Consider the following 18,788-nt stretch of genomic DNA (forward strand, 5'->3'; position numbering starts at 1 on the left):
CTGGACGGGCGGTGGGTGACCACCAACGGCACCGACTACGGGCCCGCCGTCCGGCGCTGGGAGACCGTCCTGGGACGCCCCGCACCCGAGCCGACCGAACCCGGCACCAAGGGAAACCGCCGGCTGTCCCCGGCGTTCGTGGAATGGATGATGGGCGCCGATCCCGGCTGGGTGACGGGCGCGGACCTGGACCTGTCCCGCTCCGACCAGCTCAAGATTCTCGGCAACGGCGTGGTCATCCATCAGGCCACCCTTGCCTATCGCACGCTGCTCGCCGTCGGTGCGCCCGAAGCCGCAGCCCCCGCCTCGTCCCAACTCGCCCTGGACATTGCCTAGATACGCCCGAGGCGGGCGCCGTCTCACCACAAGCCTGCGCCCGCCTCGGTTCTCCCGTCCCTCCAAGAGAGCAGGAGACATCCAGCATGACCCAACGTCGTGCATTCGGCGAGGGCCGTCCGGCCCCCGCCACCCCATCGAGCGCGACGGGGGTGACGGCATGAACCGTCACCTCCTCTTCGCCGCCCTGGACGCCGCAGAGCGCGGATGGGCCGTCCTTCCCCTGCGCCCCGGAGACAAGCGTCCGGCCCTGCACGGTGAGGACGTCTGCCCCGGCATCGGAGACTGCGCGGGCGGTCACCGCAAGTGGGAAGAGCGCGCCACCATCGACCCCGACCGCATCCGGCGCGCGTGGGGCGACCTGCCGTTCAACGTCGGCATCGCGACTGGCCCGTCCGGGCTGGTCGTCGTCGACCTCGACATGCCCAAGCGCAAGAGCAGTACGGACACGCCTAACGGCGTGACGACCTTTACGGCGCTCTGCGAGCGCGCCGGGCACGTCGTCCCCACCACCCGCACAGTGCGGACCGCGAGCGGCGGAGTCCACCTGTACTTCACCGCTCCGCCCAGCGTCCGGCTCGGCAACACCGCCGGACGACTCGGCAAGCGCATCGACACCCGAGCCTGGGGCGGATACGTCGTCGCCCCCGGCAGCCTTACCCCTATGGGCGCCTACGCCATCGTCAATGACATGCCGCCTGCGCCCCTGCCGGAGTGGCTGTGCACACATCTGACGGCCCGTCAGTCCTCACGGTTACTGATGGCTGCACCATCGTCCGTACAGGCCTCCAGGTACGCCGCAGCGGGCTTGAACGCGGAAACCGCGTCCGTGCGGCAGGCGCCGGAGGGCGAGCGCAACGCCACCTTGCTGCGGGCGGCGCGAGCCTTGGGGCGGTTCATCGCGTGGGGCGACCTTCCCCGGGAGCAGGTTGAGGAGGCTCTTCAGTGGGCGGGGGAGCAGGCCGGTTTGTCGCCGCGATCGTGTGAGTCGACCATTCGCAGCGGTCTGAACTGGTCCATTGCTCGAAACGGTCAGGGGAGGGCGGCATGAGCACCCCACCCCGCCATGCACTGAAGAGCCTTCCCGCCACCCCGACAGGTCCGTGCGCCGCCACACAAACCGTGCGCGGTCCGGCCGTGGGCGAGCCGAAAGGCGCCGCCCGTAAGGGCGTCCCTTCTGCTCTTCGTCCTGAGCCGCACGGGGGAGACGGCCGGTATCCAGTCGCGTGGCTGTGCATCTGCGCGCCGCGAGACGCCGTGCCCACCGCCACCTCGAAGTGCCTGTGCGGCAGGGACCGCAGCGCAGTCGGCCGCACGAAGGTGCTCGCCCTGATCGAAGACCACACCGCCCACCGCGACGCATGCCCGCTCCGCACCAACCAGGAAGGGAGGCAGGTGGCATGAGCGCCAATCCGCCGGCACCCGCCATGGACGGCTCCGCATTGCTCGACGAGGTGGAAGCCTTCCACCGACGCTTCAACATCTTCCCGCTCGATGCCGCGTACGTCGCCGTGACGCTGTGGGACGCACACGCGCACTTGCTCGACTGCTTCGACTCCACACCGCGGCTCGCGTTCCTGTCGCCGGAGCCGGGTTCGGGCAAGTCCCGCGCGCTGGAGATCGTGGAAACTCTCGTGCCGCAACCGATGGTCGCGGTCAACGCCTCCGCGCTCTTCCGCGCGGTCTCGGGGATGGAGGGACGGCCAACGATCCTGTTCGACGAGATCGACACCGTCTTCGAGCCCAAGGCCGGAGAGAACGAACAGCTCCGCGGCTTCTTGAACGCAGGCCACCGACGCTCCGGCGTCATGTGGCGCTGCGTCGGCGACGGAGCCAATCAGCAGGTGCAGGAGTTCCCGTCGTTCTGCGGAGTCGCGGTCGCCGGACTCGGCTCGCTGCCGGACACGATCCTGACTCGCTCGGTCATCGTCCGCATGCGCCGCCGCGCGCCGAACGAGCGGGTAGAGCCGTTCCGCCAACGCATCCACGAGAAGGAGGGGCACGAGTTGCGCGACCGGCTCGCCGCATGGGCACAGTCCGTGCGTCATCTGGTCGACGAGGTGTTCCCGGCCCTGCCGGAGGGCATCAGCGACCGGCCCGCGGACGTCTGGGAGCCTTTGCTCGCCGTGGCCGACGCGGCGGGCGGCATGTGGCCTGAGCGGGCCCGCGCAGCATGCATTGAGCTGGTCAACGCGGCCAAGACCAGCGACAAGGGCAGCATCGGCATTCGCCTGCTGACGGACCTGCGCGACTACGTGTTCAACGGCATCGACCGTCTGCCCACCGTCGCCATCCTCGACCGGCTGCACAGCCTCGAAGAGGCACCGTGGGCGGACATGAGCGGTAAGCCGCTCGATGCGCGCGGACTGTCGAGGATGCTGCGGGAGTACATGACCGCAGACAACACTCCGGTCGCGGCTCGCAACATCAAGGCTGGCGGCAGCGTCATGAAGGGCTACTACGCGACGGATCTTCACGACGCGTGGCAGCGGTACTGCCCACCCCCCGCGGAAAGTGCGCTACTTCCGCTACCTCCGCTACCGGGCAGGTCAGAGCCCTAAAAACGGTAGCGGATCGCGCTTCCGCATCCGCTACCGCGCCGCTCCATCCGCTACCTGCCCTGCGGCCACGAACCCGGGGCGGTAGCGGCTCCATCCGCTACCCGCACCCTCATCCGCTACCTAGATCATGCCCCTGACCAGGGCGGTAGCGGAGGTAGCGGAAGTAGCGGACCTGACAGGAAGGGGGGTTACCGCCCCCGGAACCCTGCCGAGGAGGCACCGCAGCATGGCCACGGTTGCTGAACCCGCCGAACAGCTCCTCTACCGCCCCGAAGAGGCGGCCAAGGCTCTGAGGATCGGACGCTCGATGGTCTACGAAGAGATCCGCCTCGGACGCCTTCAGACCGTCCGCATCGGCCGTCGCCGACTCGTTCCGCCGGAGTACATCGCGCAGTACGTCGAACTCCTCAAGCGCGAGGCAGAGTCCGCCGCCTGAATCCCAATCACCCCCCTTCCGCAGGGCCGCGCCCATCAGGGCGCGGCCCTGCCCTATGGAGGCACAACAGAAAATGAGCGAGACCCCGAAGCGCACCCAAAGGGCTGGCCATGGTGCGGACACGATCTACTGGGACCCCGTCAAGAAGAGCTTTGTGGGAGCCGTCTCCCTCGGGTACGCCCCGAACGGCAAACGGCGTCGACCCAAGGTGTACGGCAAGACGAAGACCGAAGTCCGCAACAAGATCCGGGACTTGAAGAAGGAGTTGCAGACGGGCGTCAAAGCGCCGGCCAACTACACGGTGGCCGACGCCGTGAGCGACTGGTTGGAGCGCGGCCTCAAGGGGCGCGACGAGAAGGGCACCATCGGCAAGAACCGCTCGATGGCGAACAAGCACCTGATCCCGTTCATCGGCAAGGCCAAGCTGAAGGAACTCAGCGCGGACGATGTCGACGACTGGTTGGACGACAGGGCCGAATTCCTCGCGACGCGAAGTCTGCGTGACCTGCTCGCCATCCTGCGCCGCTCCATCGCGCACGCTCAGCGCAGAGACAAGGCTGCGCGGAACGTCGCCCTACTCGTCACCGCACCGGAGGGGCGTCCCGGTCGACCGAGCAAGGCGCTGAACTTGGAGCAGGCGAAAGCAGTGCTCACCGCCGCGCGTCCGTCACGGCTGTGCGCCTACCTGGTCCTATCGCTCCTCAGCGGCGTGCGCACGGAAGAGGCACGGCCCCTCACCTGGGATCACGTCTTCCTGGAGTCGACGGAGGGCATCCCGCCCCACGTCGCGGTGTGGCGTTCGGTGCGCAAGCACGGAGAGACCAAGACCAGGAAGAGCCGGAGGACCATCGCGCTACCGAAGCAAGTGGTCGACGTCCTCGAAGAGCACCGGCGATGGCAGAAGCAGGAGCGGGCATCTAAAGGGATGGAGTGGAGCCCAACCGGTCGCGTGTTCACCACCCGGAGCGGCGAGCCGCTCGACGCGGCCAACGTCCGGCGTGACTTCAAGGCCATCGTGAAGAAGGCGGGACTGAAGCCGGAGTGGACACCGCGGGAGTTCCGGCACAGCTTCGTGTCCCTGCTCTCGGACCACGGCATCCCCCTAGAGCGGATTGCACTCTTGGTCGGACACAGCAGTCAGGCGACTACTGAGGCGGTCTATCGAAAGCAGCTCCGACCTGTGATCACGCAAGGTGCCGAAGCGATGGATGACATCTTTGCTCGATGGCAGGGAGCTGATGAGGCAGACGCGCGGGGAAGGAGGGACGTGGTGGATTAGACAACCTTTCCGTCCTGCTAGCGGCTGAGTTGCGCAGCATGGGGTTCGAACTCGTAACGAGCCCTCAGAAGGAAAAGGAAGGCTCGCCTTCCGCGTACGGAAGGCGAGCCTCGCCGGGGTCATCCTGACCTCGTCGGGCCAAGTTGGAAAGAGGGCGCCTACCCCCACGACCCCTCGCCGGCACAGTACCTGGAGCTGATCTCCGACAAATGGATTCGGTGCGCGCACCTACCCTGAGGCACAGGGATCCCAAGCCATGCAGCTATGGGACTTGATTACCGGGTGAACTCTCCGCAACTTCAGCCTGTTGTTCTGGGCTGCCGTCGCCTTCGTCACCCCATCTGACCTGAAGTCTGATCAACCGTAGGCGAGCTTCGCCGTGCGGAATGCCGTCTTTCCGTGCCAATCTGGCACCCAGGTAAGTCAAGACGTCGAGCACGAGGAGTAGAACTACGAAGCTCCCTGCCCAGAGAGCGACCGTCGTATAGGGAGTGGTTGTTACCCACTCGATGACGGCGGCCCCCATGGTTGATCTAGCTCTTCAGGGCGCGACAGGACAGCAAATCAGTCACCTGTCTTCAATTGTGTATCCCGGCCCCGGTCGACCGGGACACCTTGCCTTGAGTATCCCGCAGCACGACAGGCAGGATCAAGGACGGCTCCTGCACTGACACCTGCCATGACGCGTGGACTGCATCGCGGGGCAGGGGAGGCACTGAGCCAAAGCGTCTGTAGATGGTCTAGATCGGGCACTGCGGCAGGATCAACATCGTTTGGCCCCCTGTTTGGCCCCCGAACACGTCAGAGGACCAATCGCGATCATGCGATTGGTCCTCTGACCAGCGTCGGGGTGGCGGGATTTGAACCCACGGCCTCTTCGTCCCGAATGAGGTTCGGTTGCTGATCTGGCCTGCGCGGATGGCGTTTTCCCTGATCAGAGGGTCGGATTGCCGTGGTCTCGGGCGTTCTCGAAGGGGCTCGGGGAGCGGGTTGGCTCCCAGACGGCTCCCAAGGTGTCCTGCCGCTCGCATGGTGCACATGGATGGGCAGGCGTCGTGGTCAGCCAGTGGCTCTACGTGCCGTCCGCGACTCGGCGTCGAAGACTGTCGATGTAGTCCTGGTGCAGGATGCGTCGGCATCGCGGACGCTTCCCTGTGTTGATGTCCTCCACGTACTTGGCGAGGCGCTCGGGATTCTTCCCCGACCAGCCATGCGCCAGCGCCCACCCTTCCATGGCTTCACCGTCCATCCAGATGCCGGCGTCGTGCAGTGCAAGGAGGCTGCTCACGACCATGTCCTTCTCGTGACCTGCCGAGATGGTGTTGTTGTGATTGGCCGTCAACGTGAGGCCCCTCAGCGCCTCGACGACGACTGGATCGAGTTCGGGCGTCAGCTCCTCCCACGCCGAGCCATCGCCCAGGATGGATGGCTTCATGGATGTCACCCATGGCCTGATCTCGTCCTCGTTCCAGGTGATGATACAAAGCGCCCGGATGCGGCGGCCGCCGTATTGCACGAGCTTCCCGATGTCTTCCATGTCCGGCCAGGCCATGAGCACGGGACCGTTTCCACGGATGAACCCGCCGCCTCTGCCGCTGATGTGCTCGACGTTGGAGTGTCGGTTGACGAGTTGCTCCAACTCGGAGCAGTTGCTCAGATTCGACTTGAGGCTGGTCCATACGGTGAGCGTGTCACCGTCCTCCATACGCTCGCAGCACCAGTCGATGGCTCCGCCCACGCCCTCGGCGTCGTAGCTGGCGACAGCACACGGGTAGCTCACGTCGCGATCGAACATTCCTGCTCCCTGGTCAGCATGATCTTGCCCTCGGTGGAATTGAGTTGAGGCTCGCCGTGCCTGCCGATCCAGTCGGGGGCTCCCACAGGTCGTAGGAGCGGCTGAAGGACGTGTCGGCCGCCACGTGCTGGATGCCCCGGGAGAGTGCCTTGGCCCTGGCGGGGGTAGAGGTAGGGCGAGGCTTCAGCGGAGCGCTGAAAGGCCCCGGATGATCGATTTCTCAGATTGCGCGCATCCCTCCACGAAGCACGGCCGGGGCCCCTTTCCTTTGCCGACTGGCTTGTGAGCTTCCCATACAGCGTCCATGTCGATGCTCTTCATGGACTCCCTCATGCGCTTGAGTGCGTTATCTGAGAGGCGGGGATGCTTCTGTGATCCCATCTCGAAAACGTAGTAGCATTTTGGGTCCGTATCGATCCCTAGATGTTGACGCAGGGCAATTGATTTCGGGAGCGACAGGCCCAGCTTCTCGGCTAGATTCGTTGCCGACCAATGGAACGTCTTCTGAAGGTCGATTTCACGAATCGCGGCAGCGTCTGAATCCTTTCCTGCAAATTTAACTGGAGGTCCCTTCTTGTCGAACCGTACAGTCAGCGTCGGCCCTTCACCTGAAAACTCGGTGGAGATTTGTTCGAGGGCTGGAAAAACTGAACCCCTGGACTTCCCCTCGATCATCCCTTTCTCGACTCGATCGACGTCTCTCTCGCTGACAAGGCTCTCTGCAGAGGCGTGCCCCTCGATCGCGAGAAGTGTCCGGATCCTCGCCCGTGCCTCGTTCCGGGCCCTGCGCCCTGGCTGCAAGAGTTGCTGAATCTGAGTGAACTCTTGGTCGATCAGGATGTCGAGCCCCATAGGAGGCTCGGTGGAAATGGGAAGCACCCGTAGCGGAAGGCTATCCGCTAGTCGCTCCCCGAAAACTCGGTTCAAGAGGTCATCGAAGAGCGTGACGCCAGCGCGAGCATGGACGAACAGGATGGGTTCGCTGACGGAGTTGAACCAATGTTGCTCGTCATCGCGTAGCGCGTCGATCGCATGCAAAGTGCCGGCTTCTGCGTCAGTGATTTTTATGCCTGGCGCCTGGCGGGCTAGCTGTAGGCATTTTTCGAATCCGATCGAACGTCCAAGGCTCTTGTCGAAGACCGGCACATTATTGTGAACCAGTGCCGCTTTCAGGAGCATTTCAAATGAATGCTGGAGACTTAGCAGGACAGATGAGGTGCGGCCTTCCTCGTCAACTACGTTAAATGCGGAAGTCATTCTCTTGAGCGAGGCGAGAGCCTTTCGCTTCAGAACTCGCGTTGCCTGCTTCAAGCCTGCCTCCGATCGCGCGACGCTGATCGCATCGAAGCATGGAGGCGGCTGCAACGTCCATCGGTATGCGCCAGGTCCCTATAGGCAGAACTCTGGTCTCGGATCAGTTTCCTCCGACGCTCCGTGTGAGTAAGCTGTGGGAGCCAGGTCCGGACTCCCGGTAGCACCGGGAGAACCAGCCGAGCGCACCTAGTCTTCGCCGTCCGGAGGCGCGTTAGCAGTGTGCCCACCAGCGGAACTCCACTTGCTTCCACGCACGGTCCCGTGCGCCCAATGTTCGGAGTCGTCCGCATGTCTGCTCAGTTGACCATGGCCGCGCTCCGCGGCTTCCACTGCAAGCACACCCCTAGCAAGAGCCGCATCCTCGCTCTCGTCCATCACCGAGAGGGCCCTGCCTCACTGCATGCCGTTCTCACTTGCCGGCACCCCGAGCTCGCGCAGCAGGCAGTGGGCATCCTCCAGCAGGCCATCGGTTCTTCCGCCGAAGCTTGGAAGCCAGAGCCGCTGGAGAAGCTGTGCGCCCAGATGCCGGACGCTCCAGCCTCCTCCATCCGCAGTGCTGTACGGCACGCCCTCGCGGGCGCCTGGCCCATGCCTCCCGGCAGCTTTCTGAAGTGGGAGCAGATCGCCTATGCCGTTGACGACGACTCGGACGAAGACGACGCCGACGCGGTCCCGCGCGCTGTGAGTATCCCGAACGACGCCCGCCTCGCTGATCTGGCTGGTCCCGTCATCCGGGTAGGGGTACTCCGAGAGTTCCACGTGCATGACCAGCAGGCCGTGTTGAAGGCAGCCAGGAGCGCGGGCTGGGAGCCCCAGCTGAACGACGACCTTGAGGGCGACGACCCGCAAGACGTCGTCGGGGCCGTCATGTGGCTTGGGGAGTCCGACAGCAAGATCGATGGCGCGGACACGATCACGGATGTCTCCCAGGGCCTGCGGCTGCGCATCGAGGAAGGGCATGAGGTCGCCGACTGGAGCGAGGAAGCGGTGGTCGCCGACTTCGGTGCGGGCTTGCGGTACACAGCGGCTGTCCGCCGAGGTGAGCCGGCGACGGCGTCTACCAGGCAGAAGAGCCCGGACTTCGCGGCGATGTTCGCGACGGAGGCGCCGCATTGCGACGACCCGGAGTGCGAAGACGAGCGGTGCCAGTGGCAGCTCACCCCCCGAACCGCCGACGCCCTCTACACGGAACTGTGTGTGATCGCCGATCAGGCGTACGACGACAGCGAGGAACTTGGTGACAGGCCGGTAGTGCCAGACGAGCACGACGGCCACTGGGGAGTGTTCGCCTACCTCCCGAAGCTGACCTTCGCGGTTGACCTCCAGTGGCGCCGCCGGTTCGCCCGGGCCGCCGACGACCTGGCCGGTGACCTCGGACGTGGGCAGTGGCCGGAGCCCACCTGCACGGCCGAGGAACTTGCCCTTCACCTCGCCATCCGTGACGCGGGAGGCTGAGGGGACGAAGACGATGCCACTGGTGACCACGGGAGGCTGCCCAGCCACCGTGACGACTACGACTTCGACATGTGCTCCGAAGTGTTCTTCCAGGACACCGACGTGCTGATGCTCTACAACTCTCGTTTCGATGGCATCGAGGACCCGGACGGCGATGCAAACCAGCTCATGGCCATCGGCGATCTCCGTGGCGCTGTCTGGTTCGAACCTTTTCTGAACGTCCAGGCGCGAGATCCCCACCGTGGATTCCGCCGCTGATCGCTTAGAGATCCTGACCGGGATAGTTCAGGAAGTCAGGCTCTTGCCGCGAACCCGGAGGAAGCACGTGGTGCCTCGGGTCCGCTGGAGCGGCTCCACCCGACCGAGGTGATCACAGCCCGCCCTTCTTCTCCCGCATCCGCGCGGCGAACACGCCGAAACTCTCGATCCTGCACCCGCAATCCAGCACGTCCTCGATGCCTGCATAGCGGTATGTGGCACCCGAGTCGCTGTGCGCAGGCCAGGAAAAGGCGGCAGCTCGGAAGGTGTTCCAGATGCCGGTCAGTGGCTCCCGGTCGCGGGTGAAGTAGAGCTTGTTGGTTAAGGGCTGTCCCGTCGCTCCTGGCGGGCGCACGACGTCATGCGGCACCTCGTGGCGCTGTCGGAACGCCCGAAGAGTCACCCCCGCTGCTCGTCGGCGTCGTACAGGCGCCAGGCCGGCCAACGCACCGCTTCGGCTTCGCCGTCACCACCGCTCATCAGGTTCCGGCGCTGCAGCATGAGCCGGAGGTGGCGGGCCGCGTCGCCCTCCTTTTCCACTCCGCGATCGAGAAGTACGGCTTGGGGAGCTGCTCCGCCGACGCCACGCACCACGGCGTCCGCGGGATGCCCGTAAACGGTCTCGCCCAGCGTGACGGTGGACTCCTCCGAGCGGGAGAGAGTCCGGTACAGGCGTTTGAGTAGTACGTCCTCGTCTCCGCCACCCTGGGGCAGTCCGTCCCGCTCCGCAGCCTCCAGCAGCGCGGCGCCCACGCCTCCCCGCTGTCGCCAGAGTGCCTTGTCCCCCACCACGATGAGGTGACCGCGTGCCCGGGTGATGGCGACATTCCACAGGTTCAGCTGTTCACCGACCCACGCGACGGCGCCCGGGTGCATGCCTTCGCCGGCGACGAGGGAGAACACCATGACGTCGCGTTCGCCGCCCTGGAAGGTGTGCACCGTACCGATGCGCAGACGCTCCTCGTCGTACGGGCGCAGCCGCTTGCGCAGAGCTTCGGCCTGCGCCGTGAAGGGGGTGACGACACCGACGGTGGCGTCGGGCGGGAGCTGTTCCAGCAGATATCGGACGCTGGCGAGCACTTTGTGGATCTCGTCCTCGTTGACCCAGGAGCCACCGAACAGAGGGCGCGCGGCCTGCCCGGCCACATCCGTCCAGATGACGGCGGGGCGGCTCGCCAGAGCGGGACGGCCACGGGTGTCGGTGAGAACGGTCAGCCCACCGTCGTAGAAGAACTCGTTGGAGATCCCGGCGATGTGCGGATGACATCGGAAGTGCTCGTCGAGAAGCAGTGTGCCGCCCGCGGACTGCTCGGCCGCGTGGAAGGCGGAGTGACGCCGATAGGCGAGATGGTGCTTCTCTAGCCAGACGGACCGTAGCCCGTTCCCGCGGCGGATGAGAGCCTCGCGGTGCGGGCTGGTCTGCGTGATGTGCCTGAGCTGCATGGGGTCGCCGATGACCAGGGCGCGCCGAGCGCGGAACAGCAGCGGCAGGGCGTGGGGGATGGCGCACTGGCTGGCCTCGTCGATGATGACGAGGTCGAACAGGGCCGGGTCCGGGGGGAAGCGTCGGGCGGAGAGGCTGGTGACTGCCCATCCGGCCACCGCGGGCGCGCTCATCGACGTTCCCGAGTGCCCGATGGCCCTTCCCAACTGCGGCCAATCGCCGCGTTTGCCGTCCCGAGCCGTCAACAGTTCCATGATGCGGCGTCGCCCGGCCCAGGCAGCAGCTTGGACCTTGGTGGCGAGGAACGTGCGTGAAGCGTCCTGGACGGTGCTCTCCGCGTCGCGGAGAGCACGCGTGAGCGCTGTGTCGTCAACGGTGGCCGCGTGCTCGCGCCCGTCACGCCATTCCCCCTCGGCCGCAGCGAAGCCGGCGAGAGCCCCGCAGCCCACGGTGGGATCACCGGCGTACCCCTCCAGACCGGCCTTGCGCAGGAAGCGGGATCGGCGCCACGATCCGAGGAAGCGCGCGCGGGAATGGCGGCGTGCTCTGCCCTCAAGCTCCCTTGGCAGTGGCGGGCCGCCGAGCAGTTCCTGGAGTTCGGGGACCGTGATCCCGAGCTGTTCCGCGTGGTGGGCGCGGGCCTCGCCTGCCTGGCGAAGCCGCAGCTCGGTCTTGGCTACGTGGGCCAGATGCCGCCGCACCTCTGCCAGACGGTCGGTGGCCAGCACGGTCGCCATGGACGCCGTGGCCACGGTGGTGGACGGCTCAGGGCCGGTACGCAGCGCGTGGAGCGCGGCGGCCTCGTGCTCCGCGTTGTTCTTGCCGGTCTTCCGTGCCGAGCCGGTGCGTACGACGCTGCCGGGCACCAGCTCGTCGCAGCGGCGCCATACCTCGTCCACGGCATCGTTGTTGGTGGACGCGACCAACACGGTCTGACCTGCCGCGATAGCCGTGGCCACGAGATTGGCGACCAGCTGGCTCTTGCCGGTACCGGGCGGGCCTGTGGCCACGGTGAGGCGGCGGGTCATGGCGGACCGGAGAACCGCGCTCTGCGCCTCGTTGCAGGGCAGCGGAGTCACGAGGCTCGCTGGTTCGGGATCTGTGTGGGCGAGGCATCGGATGCGCTGCGAGCGCTGGGGCGCGAGCACCCCTAGGGCAGTCTTCTCAATCTGGTCCGTCTGTTTGGCGATGCTGGCGAAGTCGTTGAGAAGTCCCTTCGTGAAGTTCGTCTGGGGGCGTGCCGCGAACAGGACCGCGGTGTTGCGGGCCCCGTGGCCGGGTGTGCGGACGTCGATGCGGTCGGCGAGCTGGTCGGGACAAAGCTCCTGGACGCACGGCAGCTCAAACTCCTGGGCGAGGAGGTTGCGCACCTCCGCCGCCATACGGTCGTGCTGTCCTCGATGCCAGGACGGCTGAAACGTGTCGATGAGCTGGTTGGCCTCCTCCTCGCCCAGCCAGTCGTGCGCCAGCTGAGGATGTGGCTGGACAGGGCCGTACGGCTTCAGCCGTACCTCGCCCTCGCCTTGGACGATCTCGACTCGGCGTACCAGCAGGGGCGCGAACTTCGGCTGCCGCCAGGGGCTCCCGGTGCGAGGCCCGGTGAGGAGCACAGCCGGATAGCCAGCCCAGAGCTCGGCATCCTCCTCTGCCGCTGAATCCACCAGCGGGCCTGCTTCCTTGGGGAGCGCGACGCAGCCGTCGTCGTCGACATCGCCGGAGATGAACCTCTCCGCGCCGTCCAGGCACACGTACGACGTGCCCTGACGGTTCACGTCCATGAGAGGTGTCTCCGCACTCTCGGCCAGGACGCACTCGCGGTAGTAGTCCAGCAGGTTGGTCCAGGTGGGTTGTGCGTGAGCGGATTTCGTGGCGTGCGGTGGTGCAGCTTCTCCGACGGCTGCCTGGGGCCGAGAACTCAGAGGATCGAGGATGGGGGCCCGGCCGAAAGGGCTGTCCGCGATGACGATGCGGTCGTCGACGCCGAGCGCGGACTGTACCGGCACTTGACGCCCGCTTTCCTGGGCACGCATACGCCGGTTGACATAGTGGAACAGATCGCTGACCGTTACCCCGCTGCCGCCGTCCTTGCTGACCTTCCCCGTGCGCAGCGCCTCGATGACCTCGCCGGTGAACGCCGACGGCTTCACACCGCCGCCGCCCGCGTCCGCGTACGAGTCTTCCCCGGCCCGCGAGGACGACAGGACGTACACGCCCCTGCTCGTGAGCGGGGGCCGCTCGCCGGACTTGGCCACGGAGCCGTCAGCTTGCCGGTCCGACGTACGCAGACCCACGGCGAACCCGCCACTGCGGCAGCAGTCGATCATCACGATCTTCTGTGGCGCGACGCACTCCTCCAGCGCGTCGTTGAGGAATCCGGCGCTGACTCCGGTCGCGGACACCCGGTCGTAGTCGGTGTCCTTGGCGACGAAGTGAAATTCGCCGCCGTCACGTACGGTGCGTACACCGTGCCCGGAGACGTATACGAGCGCGAGTTCGTCCTCGTCGCGCTCTTGGAGGAACTCGCCGATGACTGCCCGCATGTCATCGGCGGCGAGATCGGATTCTGTCTGTACAGAGATGAAGTTGCCAATTTTGTGGTGCTTCAGGATCTGTGTGAGTCCCCATACGTCCGCCCTTACAGAAGCCAGCGAAGGGAAGCGGCCGTCGTCGTAGTGTTCGTTACCGATCAGGAGAGCCCGGCGCTTGTGGAAGCGGGTCACGCCGCGTCGTCATCCGATGCGGGACCGTCGTCGCCGGCGACCCGGTCTTGGAACTCACGGACCATGCGCTCCTGTGCGGCGTCCGGACGACCAGTGATCTCGATGGAGTCGTCCCCGACGGTGACCGCGACCTTGCGGTGCCGCTCCTTGGCGCACCACTCCTTGATCAGGGTGATCAGGATCTGGGATGCCGGACGGGCGACGGTGGCGGTGGTGGCCCAGAGAGCCACTTCGCCGACGCCAGCACCCTTACGGCCCGGTTCGGTGGGCCCGTCGGCGTCATGGAAGCCGACGATGAGACCGTCCGTCCCGTGCAGGGTCTCGTGCAAATCCCGGGTGAGACGCTCCTGTCGGAGTGTGTCGCCGCCTGTGGGTACGGCGAGTGTCCACGGCGATCCCCCGTCGCGCATGTGCTGCTCCTTGTGTTCGCGTGTGTGCTTGCCCAGTCCGTCCGGCGACTTTGGCACGCGGGCCTCTGTAAGAGACAGCCGAGGCCGAACGGGAGGGACGGCATCCGGCCACCTCTGAGCGTCGGAGGAGAGATGTCCGACCCGCTGCCCGGCCTTCCAGGAGCCGGCGCGGACCGTGAAGAGCCTGCTCCTCCGCTGGGAAACACCTCTCGTATCGGTCACCCCGGAAACCGGTTGTCGGGCGATGCCTTCTCTGGCACCACCCGTATCGCGAGTGCGGTGCCGTCCGGCCTGAAGGAACTCGCACCCCAGTCGTCGATGTCGTCCGGCTCGGGCCAGCCCTCCCGCCGTTCGTATGCCCTTCGGCGGTACTCCTCTACCTTGCCCTCCGCGAGCAGATCGTAGAGATCTGCGGCCATGCCGGAAAACGCTTCGACGCGCGTGCCGTTGATACGGAAGACCTGGTCAGTGCCGACGTATCGCTCCCCGGCAAAATAGGCTTTCGCGTCGTGGACACTGGCAGTCCCGGCGAAAGTGGTTTCGCTGAAGTGCTTGCGGCCCTGCTCGTCGATCAAATACCGGCCGACCGTCCCACCGCCGCCGGCCAGTGAGAGCTGCCCGGCGGAGTGTGCCCGGGCGACCACTCGGCCGAACCACGAGAATTCCTTCTCAGGGATCAAGAAGGCGTTGTGCCGTTCCGCTCCGCGTTTCGTCGGGAGGGCGACGGAGTCCACGTACGGCAAAGCCCGCCGCCCGATGGCCACATCGGCTGAATCCGCACCGGACGTCGGCCGTACCGGGAGCTCAACACCTCCACCCGTGTGCAGGACATGCACCGTCACACCGGTGGCCGCGAGGAACTCGGTCGAGGTCGTGAGCGCGGGAGTCGCATTCCACTGCCCCAAATGGAATCGCTCCACGCGCTCACTGCCCCGGGCGAGCTGTCTGTATGTCGTGCGAGAGCTCGCCGAGGTCTTCGGCTTCACAGCTTGGTGGTTGCCGTTCACGGTCACCACGAAGATCCGGGAGCCGTCATTGGGACGCCATACCTCCAGCAGGAAATCCGGCCGCGGTCTCGCGCCGAGGGTCCCGGCTGGCTTGGTCCGTGCGAAGCCGGGAAGCAGGACGGTTTCCGCGTCGACGATGCTGATCAGGTGGTCCGGATACCTCTCGCGAAGCGCCTGTTCCGCGACGGCGAGCCCGAACGCCCGGCCCAGCTCCCTCGCCTGCATGGCCCGATAGGACAGTTCGGGAGCCTTTCCTTCATCGGTGAGGCACAGGCTACCGTGCCGGTCGGCGGCGAAGGCCCGGCAGTATTTCAGCCCCTGCCAGTGCTCAGCCAGTCCCCTGCCTCGTCCTTGCCGGGACAAGGCCGTACCGCGCGCGAACGTTGCGAGCAAATCCCATGGAGTCAGCCGTAGGGGACCACGCTCGGCTCGGGGTAGTTGGCGCAGGTCCGGCTTGCGGGGGCCATGCCCTTCGTTTGAGGTCTTATTTTTCGCCCGCTCGCGGTCGACGGCATTGGCCGCTTTCCCTACTCCGGCTATCAGTTCGGGCGATGAGGTCACCTGCACGGTCAAAAGGTCACCGAGACGCCTGATCACATCGAAGGCCGTGGAGTCCATGAAATGGGACGGTAGGAACCCCTGATCCCGACGACAAGAATGCGATTCAGGCCATGGCGGTGCGGCCGCCCGTCTCCGTGAGTAGCTGGACGAGCTTCTTCTAGTTGTATGCCGCAGGTACGTGGCGATGCCGTGGTATCCCACGGTGGCGTAGCCCGCCCGGCCATGGGAAGGTTCCGTAGCCGGTGCCGCTGCTGTCAGCTGACTGGTGTTGTCTTCGCAGAGAATCGAGGACGTGCGACGTCACCGCTGTCAGGCGAAGAAGCCGCCATAGATAGGTGGGCGGAAGGGCGTCTGTCAGCCGGTCAACCCCCGGGGGCGCCCTCACCCCGGTCTGCCTTGGCCCGGCGGTACCAGCCGCGCAGCGACTCCGAGCTGATGCCGAGCTCCCGGGCGACCGCCGTGACCGTCTTGCCCGAGGAGTCGACGAGCGCGATCGTGTCCCGCTTTAACTCCTCGGTGTACCGCTTCGTGTACTTACTTCCCACCTGGTGCTTCTTCCTCTGGAACCTCAAGATCCCAGTCTCCAAGTGTCCACGATCAAGGGGAAGCTTCACCTGGCCCGATTGACCCCCATCGAGTACGAGACCATCGTGACCCTCACCCGCAGACCTGGCTACATAAACCCCGCTGTCACCCCTTCGTGCAGTCCCGGGGGGCGTGCCGCTGGTTTCGTACTATCTGGATCGAGGACGAGCGTTGTTGGCCCCCGGATGTTCCCCCACCGGACCACACGGTGTCGCATGTGCGTGCCGCCATTGACCTACTGCTTCTGCACATCGCCGACCAGGCAAGGACCCCCGCATGATGAGCACGATCAGTCTGCTGCACCCCGGCAGCATGGGCGCCGCCTTCGGCGCCCAGTTGCGCGCTCTGGGCTTCACCGTGCTGTGGTGTCCCGACGGGCGCAGTGACGCGACCCGTCGGCGGGCCGAGCAGGCGGGTCTTGAAGCCGCGGCATTGCCGGAACTCGTCTCCCGCTGCGACCTGCTGCTCTCCCTGTGCCCTCCGGCAGCCGCGGAGCAGGTCGCCGAACAGGTGGCAGAAGTCCGCGCGACCGGCGCGAGCACCGTCTACGTGGAGGCGAACGCGGTCGCACCGTCACGCGTGCAGGGCATCGCCGACCGCTTGGCACCGGCGGCGGTCATCGACGCCGCAGTCGTGGGATCGCCCCCGGCGGGTGGCAAAACCGCGACGCTGTATCTGTCCGGCCCCCGCGAGCAGAGCGACCGTATCGCCGAACTCTTCGCGGAGACCGATATACGAACCCACGTCCTCGGCGAACGCATCGGCCAAGCCTCCGCGCTCAAGCTCTCCTACTCCAGCTTCCAGAAGGTCTCTCGCGTGCTCGCGGCCGTGGCGTACGGAGCGGCCGAATCGTATGGGGTCGCGGACGAGCTGCTGGTGATCGCATCCAAGCGGACCCGCTCCTATCTCGTCGAGACCGACTACATTCCCAAGACCGCCGCCCGGGCCTGGCGTTGGGGCCCGGAGCTTGAGGACGCGGCGGCCCTCCTGGCCGACGCCGACCTCCCGGACGCCCTCATGCACGCGGCTGCCACGACGCTGGCGCGGTGGGAAGGCAACAGGGACGAGAGGCTGGGCGTCGCCGAGGCGCTGGAAGCCCTACGCGGTGAGCGGGATGGGGGCGATCCTGACTGATCGAATCGCGTGTTCGTGCAGTTCGTCGCTGTGCCCTCGTCAGGTGTGGGTCGACGCGGGGTGGACGATCGCGTCGATCATCTTAACGGCTTCGTGGGGTGCCGTGTCGTCCGTTTCCAGGCGTAGGTCCCACTGAGCCTGCGGATGAGCCGCAAGGTCGGTCCGGGTCGCGTCCCAGGCGGCCAGCCTGGCCGTCGTATCGGAGTCACCGCGTTCCGCTGAGCGTCGGGCGGTGGTCTCCCGCGAGCACCACAGCAAAACGCGTGCCCAGCGAGCCGGGAAGAGGGCGGCCAACCGCTCCACCCCCACCATCTGGCCCAGGTGGACGACGGGGACCGCACCGCCCGCCATGGCGGCTTCGAGTCCGGGCTGGTCGATGACGTAGGTGTTGCCGTACCGGTCATTGCGGTAGATGACGTTGCCGCGTGCCTCCAGGTCGGCCAGCTGCTGCGGCGTTCCCATCCGGTAGCCGTCGGTCTTCCCGCTGCCGATCTTCAACCGGGCGAACGGTACGTAGCCTGCGCCGAGTTCGACGAGAGCCGCGGTGACCGTGTCCTTGCCTGCCGCCGGCGGCCCGTACAGCAGGACGCCCTGCCTCACTGGAACACCCTCCCGAGAACCTGGCGCACCTGGTCTGTGAGGGAGATCGCGGAACCGAGCCGGTTGTCGACCGCCAAGTGGGGCACGACGGGGCGCAGTTCGAGGTCGATTCCGCTGGCGTACGTCTCCCAGTTCTGGAGTTTCCAACTGTCCCTGGCGGCCGACCGGGAGCTGATGTACTCGTGCATCGTCTCGATGTCGCACCGAATCCAGATGACCACCACGCGGACGCCGCGGGCCTCGCACCGGTTGGCCAGGCGTCGCATCCACCGGTGGTCCGTGGCCTCGGAGATGAAGGGTGCGCAGAGTACGGTGCTGATCGCGCAGTCAATGTTCACATACGCGGCCTCCAGCAGGCACTGGTACTCCAGCGGACGAACCTTCTCCAGGTAGAGATCGCTGTGCCGGTCGTGGGCCTCGCTGCCCAGCTCGACCAGGAGCCGCTCGACGAGCGGCCGTGTGATCGGATCCTTGTCCAGAACGGGCCATCCCGTGAGCTGCGATATGAAGCGGGCGAACTCCGACTTGCCGCTCCCCGCATAGCCACCGATCATCAGCAAGGTTGGTGCGTCCGGGGTGCCACCGGTGTATCGACGCTTCCAGGCATCGACGATCCTCCGCTGGACACCCGCCCCGTCGGCGTCGTCCCCGCTCGGTGCCAGCTGATGCAACGCCCGCTCCACGGCCAGGACATGGGCGCTGGAGTGCCCATCGCCCGACACGGTGAGCTTGAGCTTGGCGGCCTCCTCGGGAAGCGCGTTGCGGAAGCCGAGTTCGGGCTCGGAGGCGCGATACAGCAGGCAGTACGCGCGGCGGTAGTGCGGGTCCGGGGTAGACCTCGCCCTGCTCGTGCTGCCACAGGGTTTGGAAGTTGGCGGCCGGCACCGTGAGTC

Annotated in this window: 17 protein-coding genes; 8 read left to right on the forward strand and 9 right to left on the reverse strand. The window is 66.3% G+C overall.

From position 1 onward, the window contains the following. The first annotated feature begins 15 nt into the window (after window positions 1-15). The 5 genes from ACIBIW_RS06675 (at window position 16) to xerC (ending at window position 4,612) form a co-directional block, all read left to right on the forward strand. Window positions 16-336 (forward strand): hypothetical protein, encoded by a 321-nt coding sequence (locus tag ACIBIW_RS06675; RefSeq protein ID WP_399332636.1) that lies wholly within the window; start codon window positions 16-18, stop codon window positions 334-336. 160 nt (window positions 337-496) lie between these two features. After that, window positions 497-1,387, forward strand: coding sequence for a bifunctional DNA primase/polymerase (locus ACIBIW_RS06680; RefSeq protein WP_399332638.1), 891 nt, complete (start codon window positions 497-499; stop codon window positions 1,385-1,387). 349 nt (window positions 1,388-1,736) lie between these two features. Then, a complete protein-coding gene (locus ACIBIW_RS06685) occupies window positions 1,737-2,897 on the forward strand; it encodes a DUF3631 domain-containing protein (RefSeq protein WP_399332640.1) in 1,161 nt (386 codons plus the stop codon). Between the two features lie 226 nt (window positions 2,898-3,123). Next, window positions 3,124-3,333, forward strand: a complete 210-nt coding sequence (locus ACIBIW_RS06690; RefSeq protein ID WP_399332642.1) for a helix-turn-helix domain-containing protein — start codon at window positions 3,124-3,126, stop codon at window positions 3,331-3,333. A gap of 73 nt (window positions 3,334-3,406) precedes the next feature. After that, window positions 3,407-4,612 carry a tyrosine recombinase XerC gene (gene xerC, locus ACIBIW_RS06695; protein ID WP_399332644.1) on the forward strand — a complete coding sequence of 402 codons (1,206 nt, stop codon included), beginning with the start codon at window positions 3,407-3,409 and terminating at the stop codon, window positions 4,610-4,612. 1,072 nt (window positions 4,613-5,684) lie between these two features. Here xerC and ACIBIW_RS06700 read toward each other — a convergent pair. Together ACIBIW_RS06700 and ACIBIW_RS06705 are read right to left on the reverse strand one after the other, a co-directional pair. Further along, entirely contained in the window at window positions 5,685-6,407 is a 723-nt protein-coding gene (locus ACIBIW_RS06700) for a hypothetical protein (protein WP_399332646.1), read from the reverse strand. Window positions 6,408-6,590: 183 nt separating this feature from the next. Continuing rightward, entirely contained in the window at window positions 6,591-7,718 is a 1,128-nt protein-coding gene (locus tag ACIBIW_RS06705) for a hypothetical protein (RefSeq protein WP_399332648.1), read from the reverse strand. Window positions 7,719-8,009: 291 nt separating this feature from the next. Between ACIBIW_RS06705 and ACIBIW_RS06710 the strand changes: the two genes are divergently transcribed. Then, complete coding sequence (locus ACIBIW_RS06710) at window positions 8,010-9,176, forward strand: hypothetical protein (RefSeq protein WP_399332650.1); 1,167 nt, start codon at window positions 8,010-8,012, stop codon at window positions 9,174-9,176. A 69-nt stretch (window positions 9,177-9,245) separates the two neighbouring features. Then, complete coding sequence (locus ACIBIW_RS06715; protein WP_399332652.1) at window positions 9,246-9,434, forward strand: hypothetical protein; 189 nt, start codon at window positions 9,246-9,248, stop codon at window positions 9,432-9,434. Between the two features lie 112 nt (window positions 9,435-9,546). On the opposite strand, the gene ACIBIW_RS06720 is transcribed toward ACIBIW_RS06715, so the two are convergent. The 5 genes from ACIBIW_RS06720 to ACIBIW_RS06740 all read right to left on the reverse strand — a co-directional run bounded on the left by ACIBIW_RS06720 (window position 9,547) and on the right by ACIBIW_RS06740 (window position 16,163). Continuing rightward, complete coding sequence (locus ACIBIW_RS06720; protein WP_399332654.1) at window positions 9,547-9,804, reverse strand: hypothetical protein; 258 nt, start codon at window positions 9,802-9,804, stop codon at window positions 9,547-9,549. Between the two features lie 29 nt (window positions 9,805-9,833). Further along, window positions 9,834-13,598 carry an AAA domain-containing protein gene (locus ACIBIW_RS06725; RefSeq protein ID WP_399332656.1) on the reverse strand — a complete coding sequence of 1,255 codons (3,765 nt, stop codon included), beginning with the start codon at window positions 13,596-13,598 and terminating at the stop codon, window positions 9,834-9,836. Then, entirely contained in the window at window positions 13,595-14,008 is a 414-nt protein-coding gene (locus ACIBIW_RS06730; RefSeq protein ID WP_399332658.1) for a hypothetical protein, read from the reverse strand. Before ACIBIW_RS06730 ends, ACIBIW_RS06725 begins: the two co-directional genes overlap by 4 nt. Window positions 14,009-14,226: 218 nt before the next feature. Then, window positions 14,227-15,633, reverse strand: coding sequence for a hypothetical protein (locus ACIBIW_RS06735; protein WP_399332660.1), 1,407 nt, complete (start codon window positions 15,631-15,633; stop codon window positions 14,227-14,229). A 305-nt stretch (window positions 15,634-15,938) separates the two neighbouring features. Beyond that, the gene (locus ACIBIW_RS06740; protein WP_399332662.1) at window positions 15,939-16,163 is read right to left on the reverse strand and encodes a transposase; all 225 of its coding nucleotides are present in this window, start codon (window positions 16,161-16,163) and stop codon (window positions 15,939-15,941) included. 274 nt (window positions 16,164-16,437) lie between these two features. Between ACIBIW_RS06740 and ACIBIW_RS06745 the strand changes: the two genes are divergently transcribed. Next, window positions 16,438-17,295 (forward strand): DUF1932 domain-containing protein, encoded by an 858-nt coding sequence (locus tag ACIBIW_RS06745; RefSeq protein ID WP_399332664.1) that lies wholly within the window; start codon window positions 16,438-16,440, stop codon window positions 17,293-17,295. Between the two features lie 39 nt (window positions 17,296-17,334). Here the strand turns inward: ACIBIW_RS06745 and ACIBIW_RS06750 are convergent, their stop codons facing one another. Both ACIBIW_RS06750 and ACIBIW_RS06755 read right to left on the reverse strand, forming a co-directional pair. Then, window positions 17,335-17,895 carry a guanylate kinase gene (locus ACIBIW_RS06750; protein WP_399332666.1) on the reverse strand — a complete coding sequence of 187 codons (561 nt, stop codon included), beginning with the start codon at window positions 17,893-17,895 and terminating at the stop codon, window positions 17,335-17,337. Continuing rightward, the gene (locus ACIBIW_RS06755; RefSeq protein ID WP_399332945.1) at window positions 17,892-18,449 is read right to left on the reverse strand and encodes an AAA family ATPase; all 558 of its coding nucleotides are present in this window, start codon (window positions 18,447-18,449) and stop codon (window positions 17,892-17,894) included. The genes ACIBIW_RS06750 and ACIBIW_RS06755 overlap by 4 nt, the downstream gene beginning before the upstream one ends. Window positions 18,450-18,788 lie beyond the last annotated feature (339 nt).

It is taken from the genome of Streptomyces sp. NPDC050560 (assembly GCF_044457285.1).
Lineage (GTDB): Bacteria > Actinomycetota > Actinomycetes > Streptomycetales > Streptomycetaceae > Streptomyces.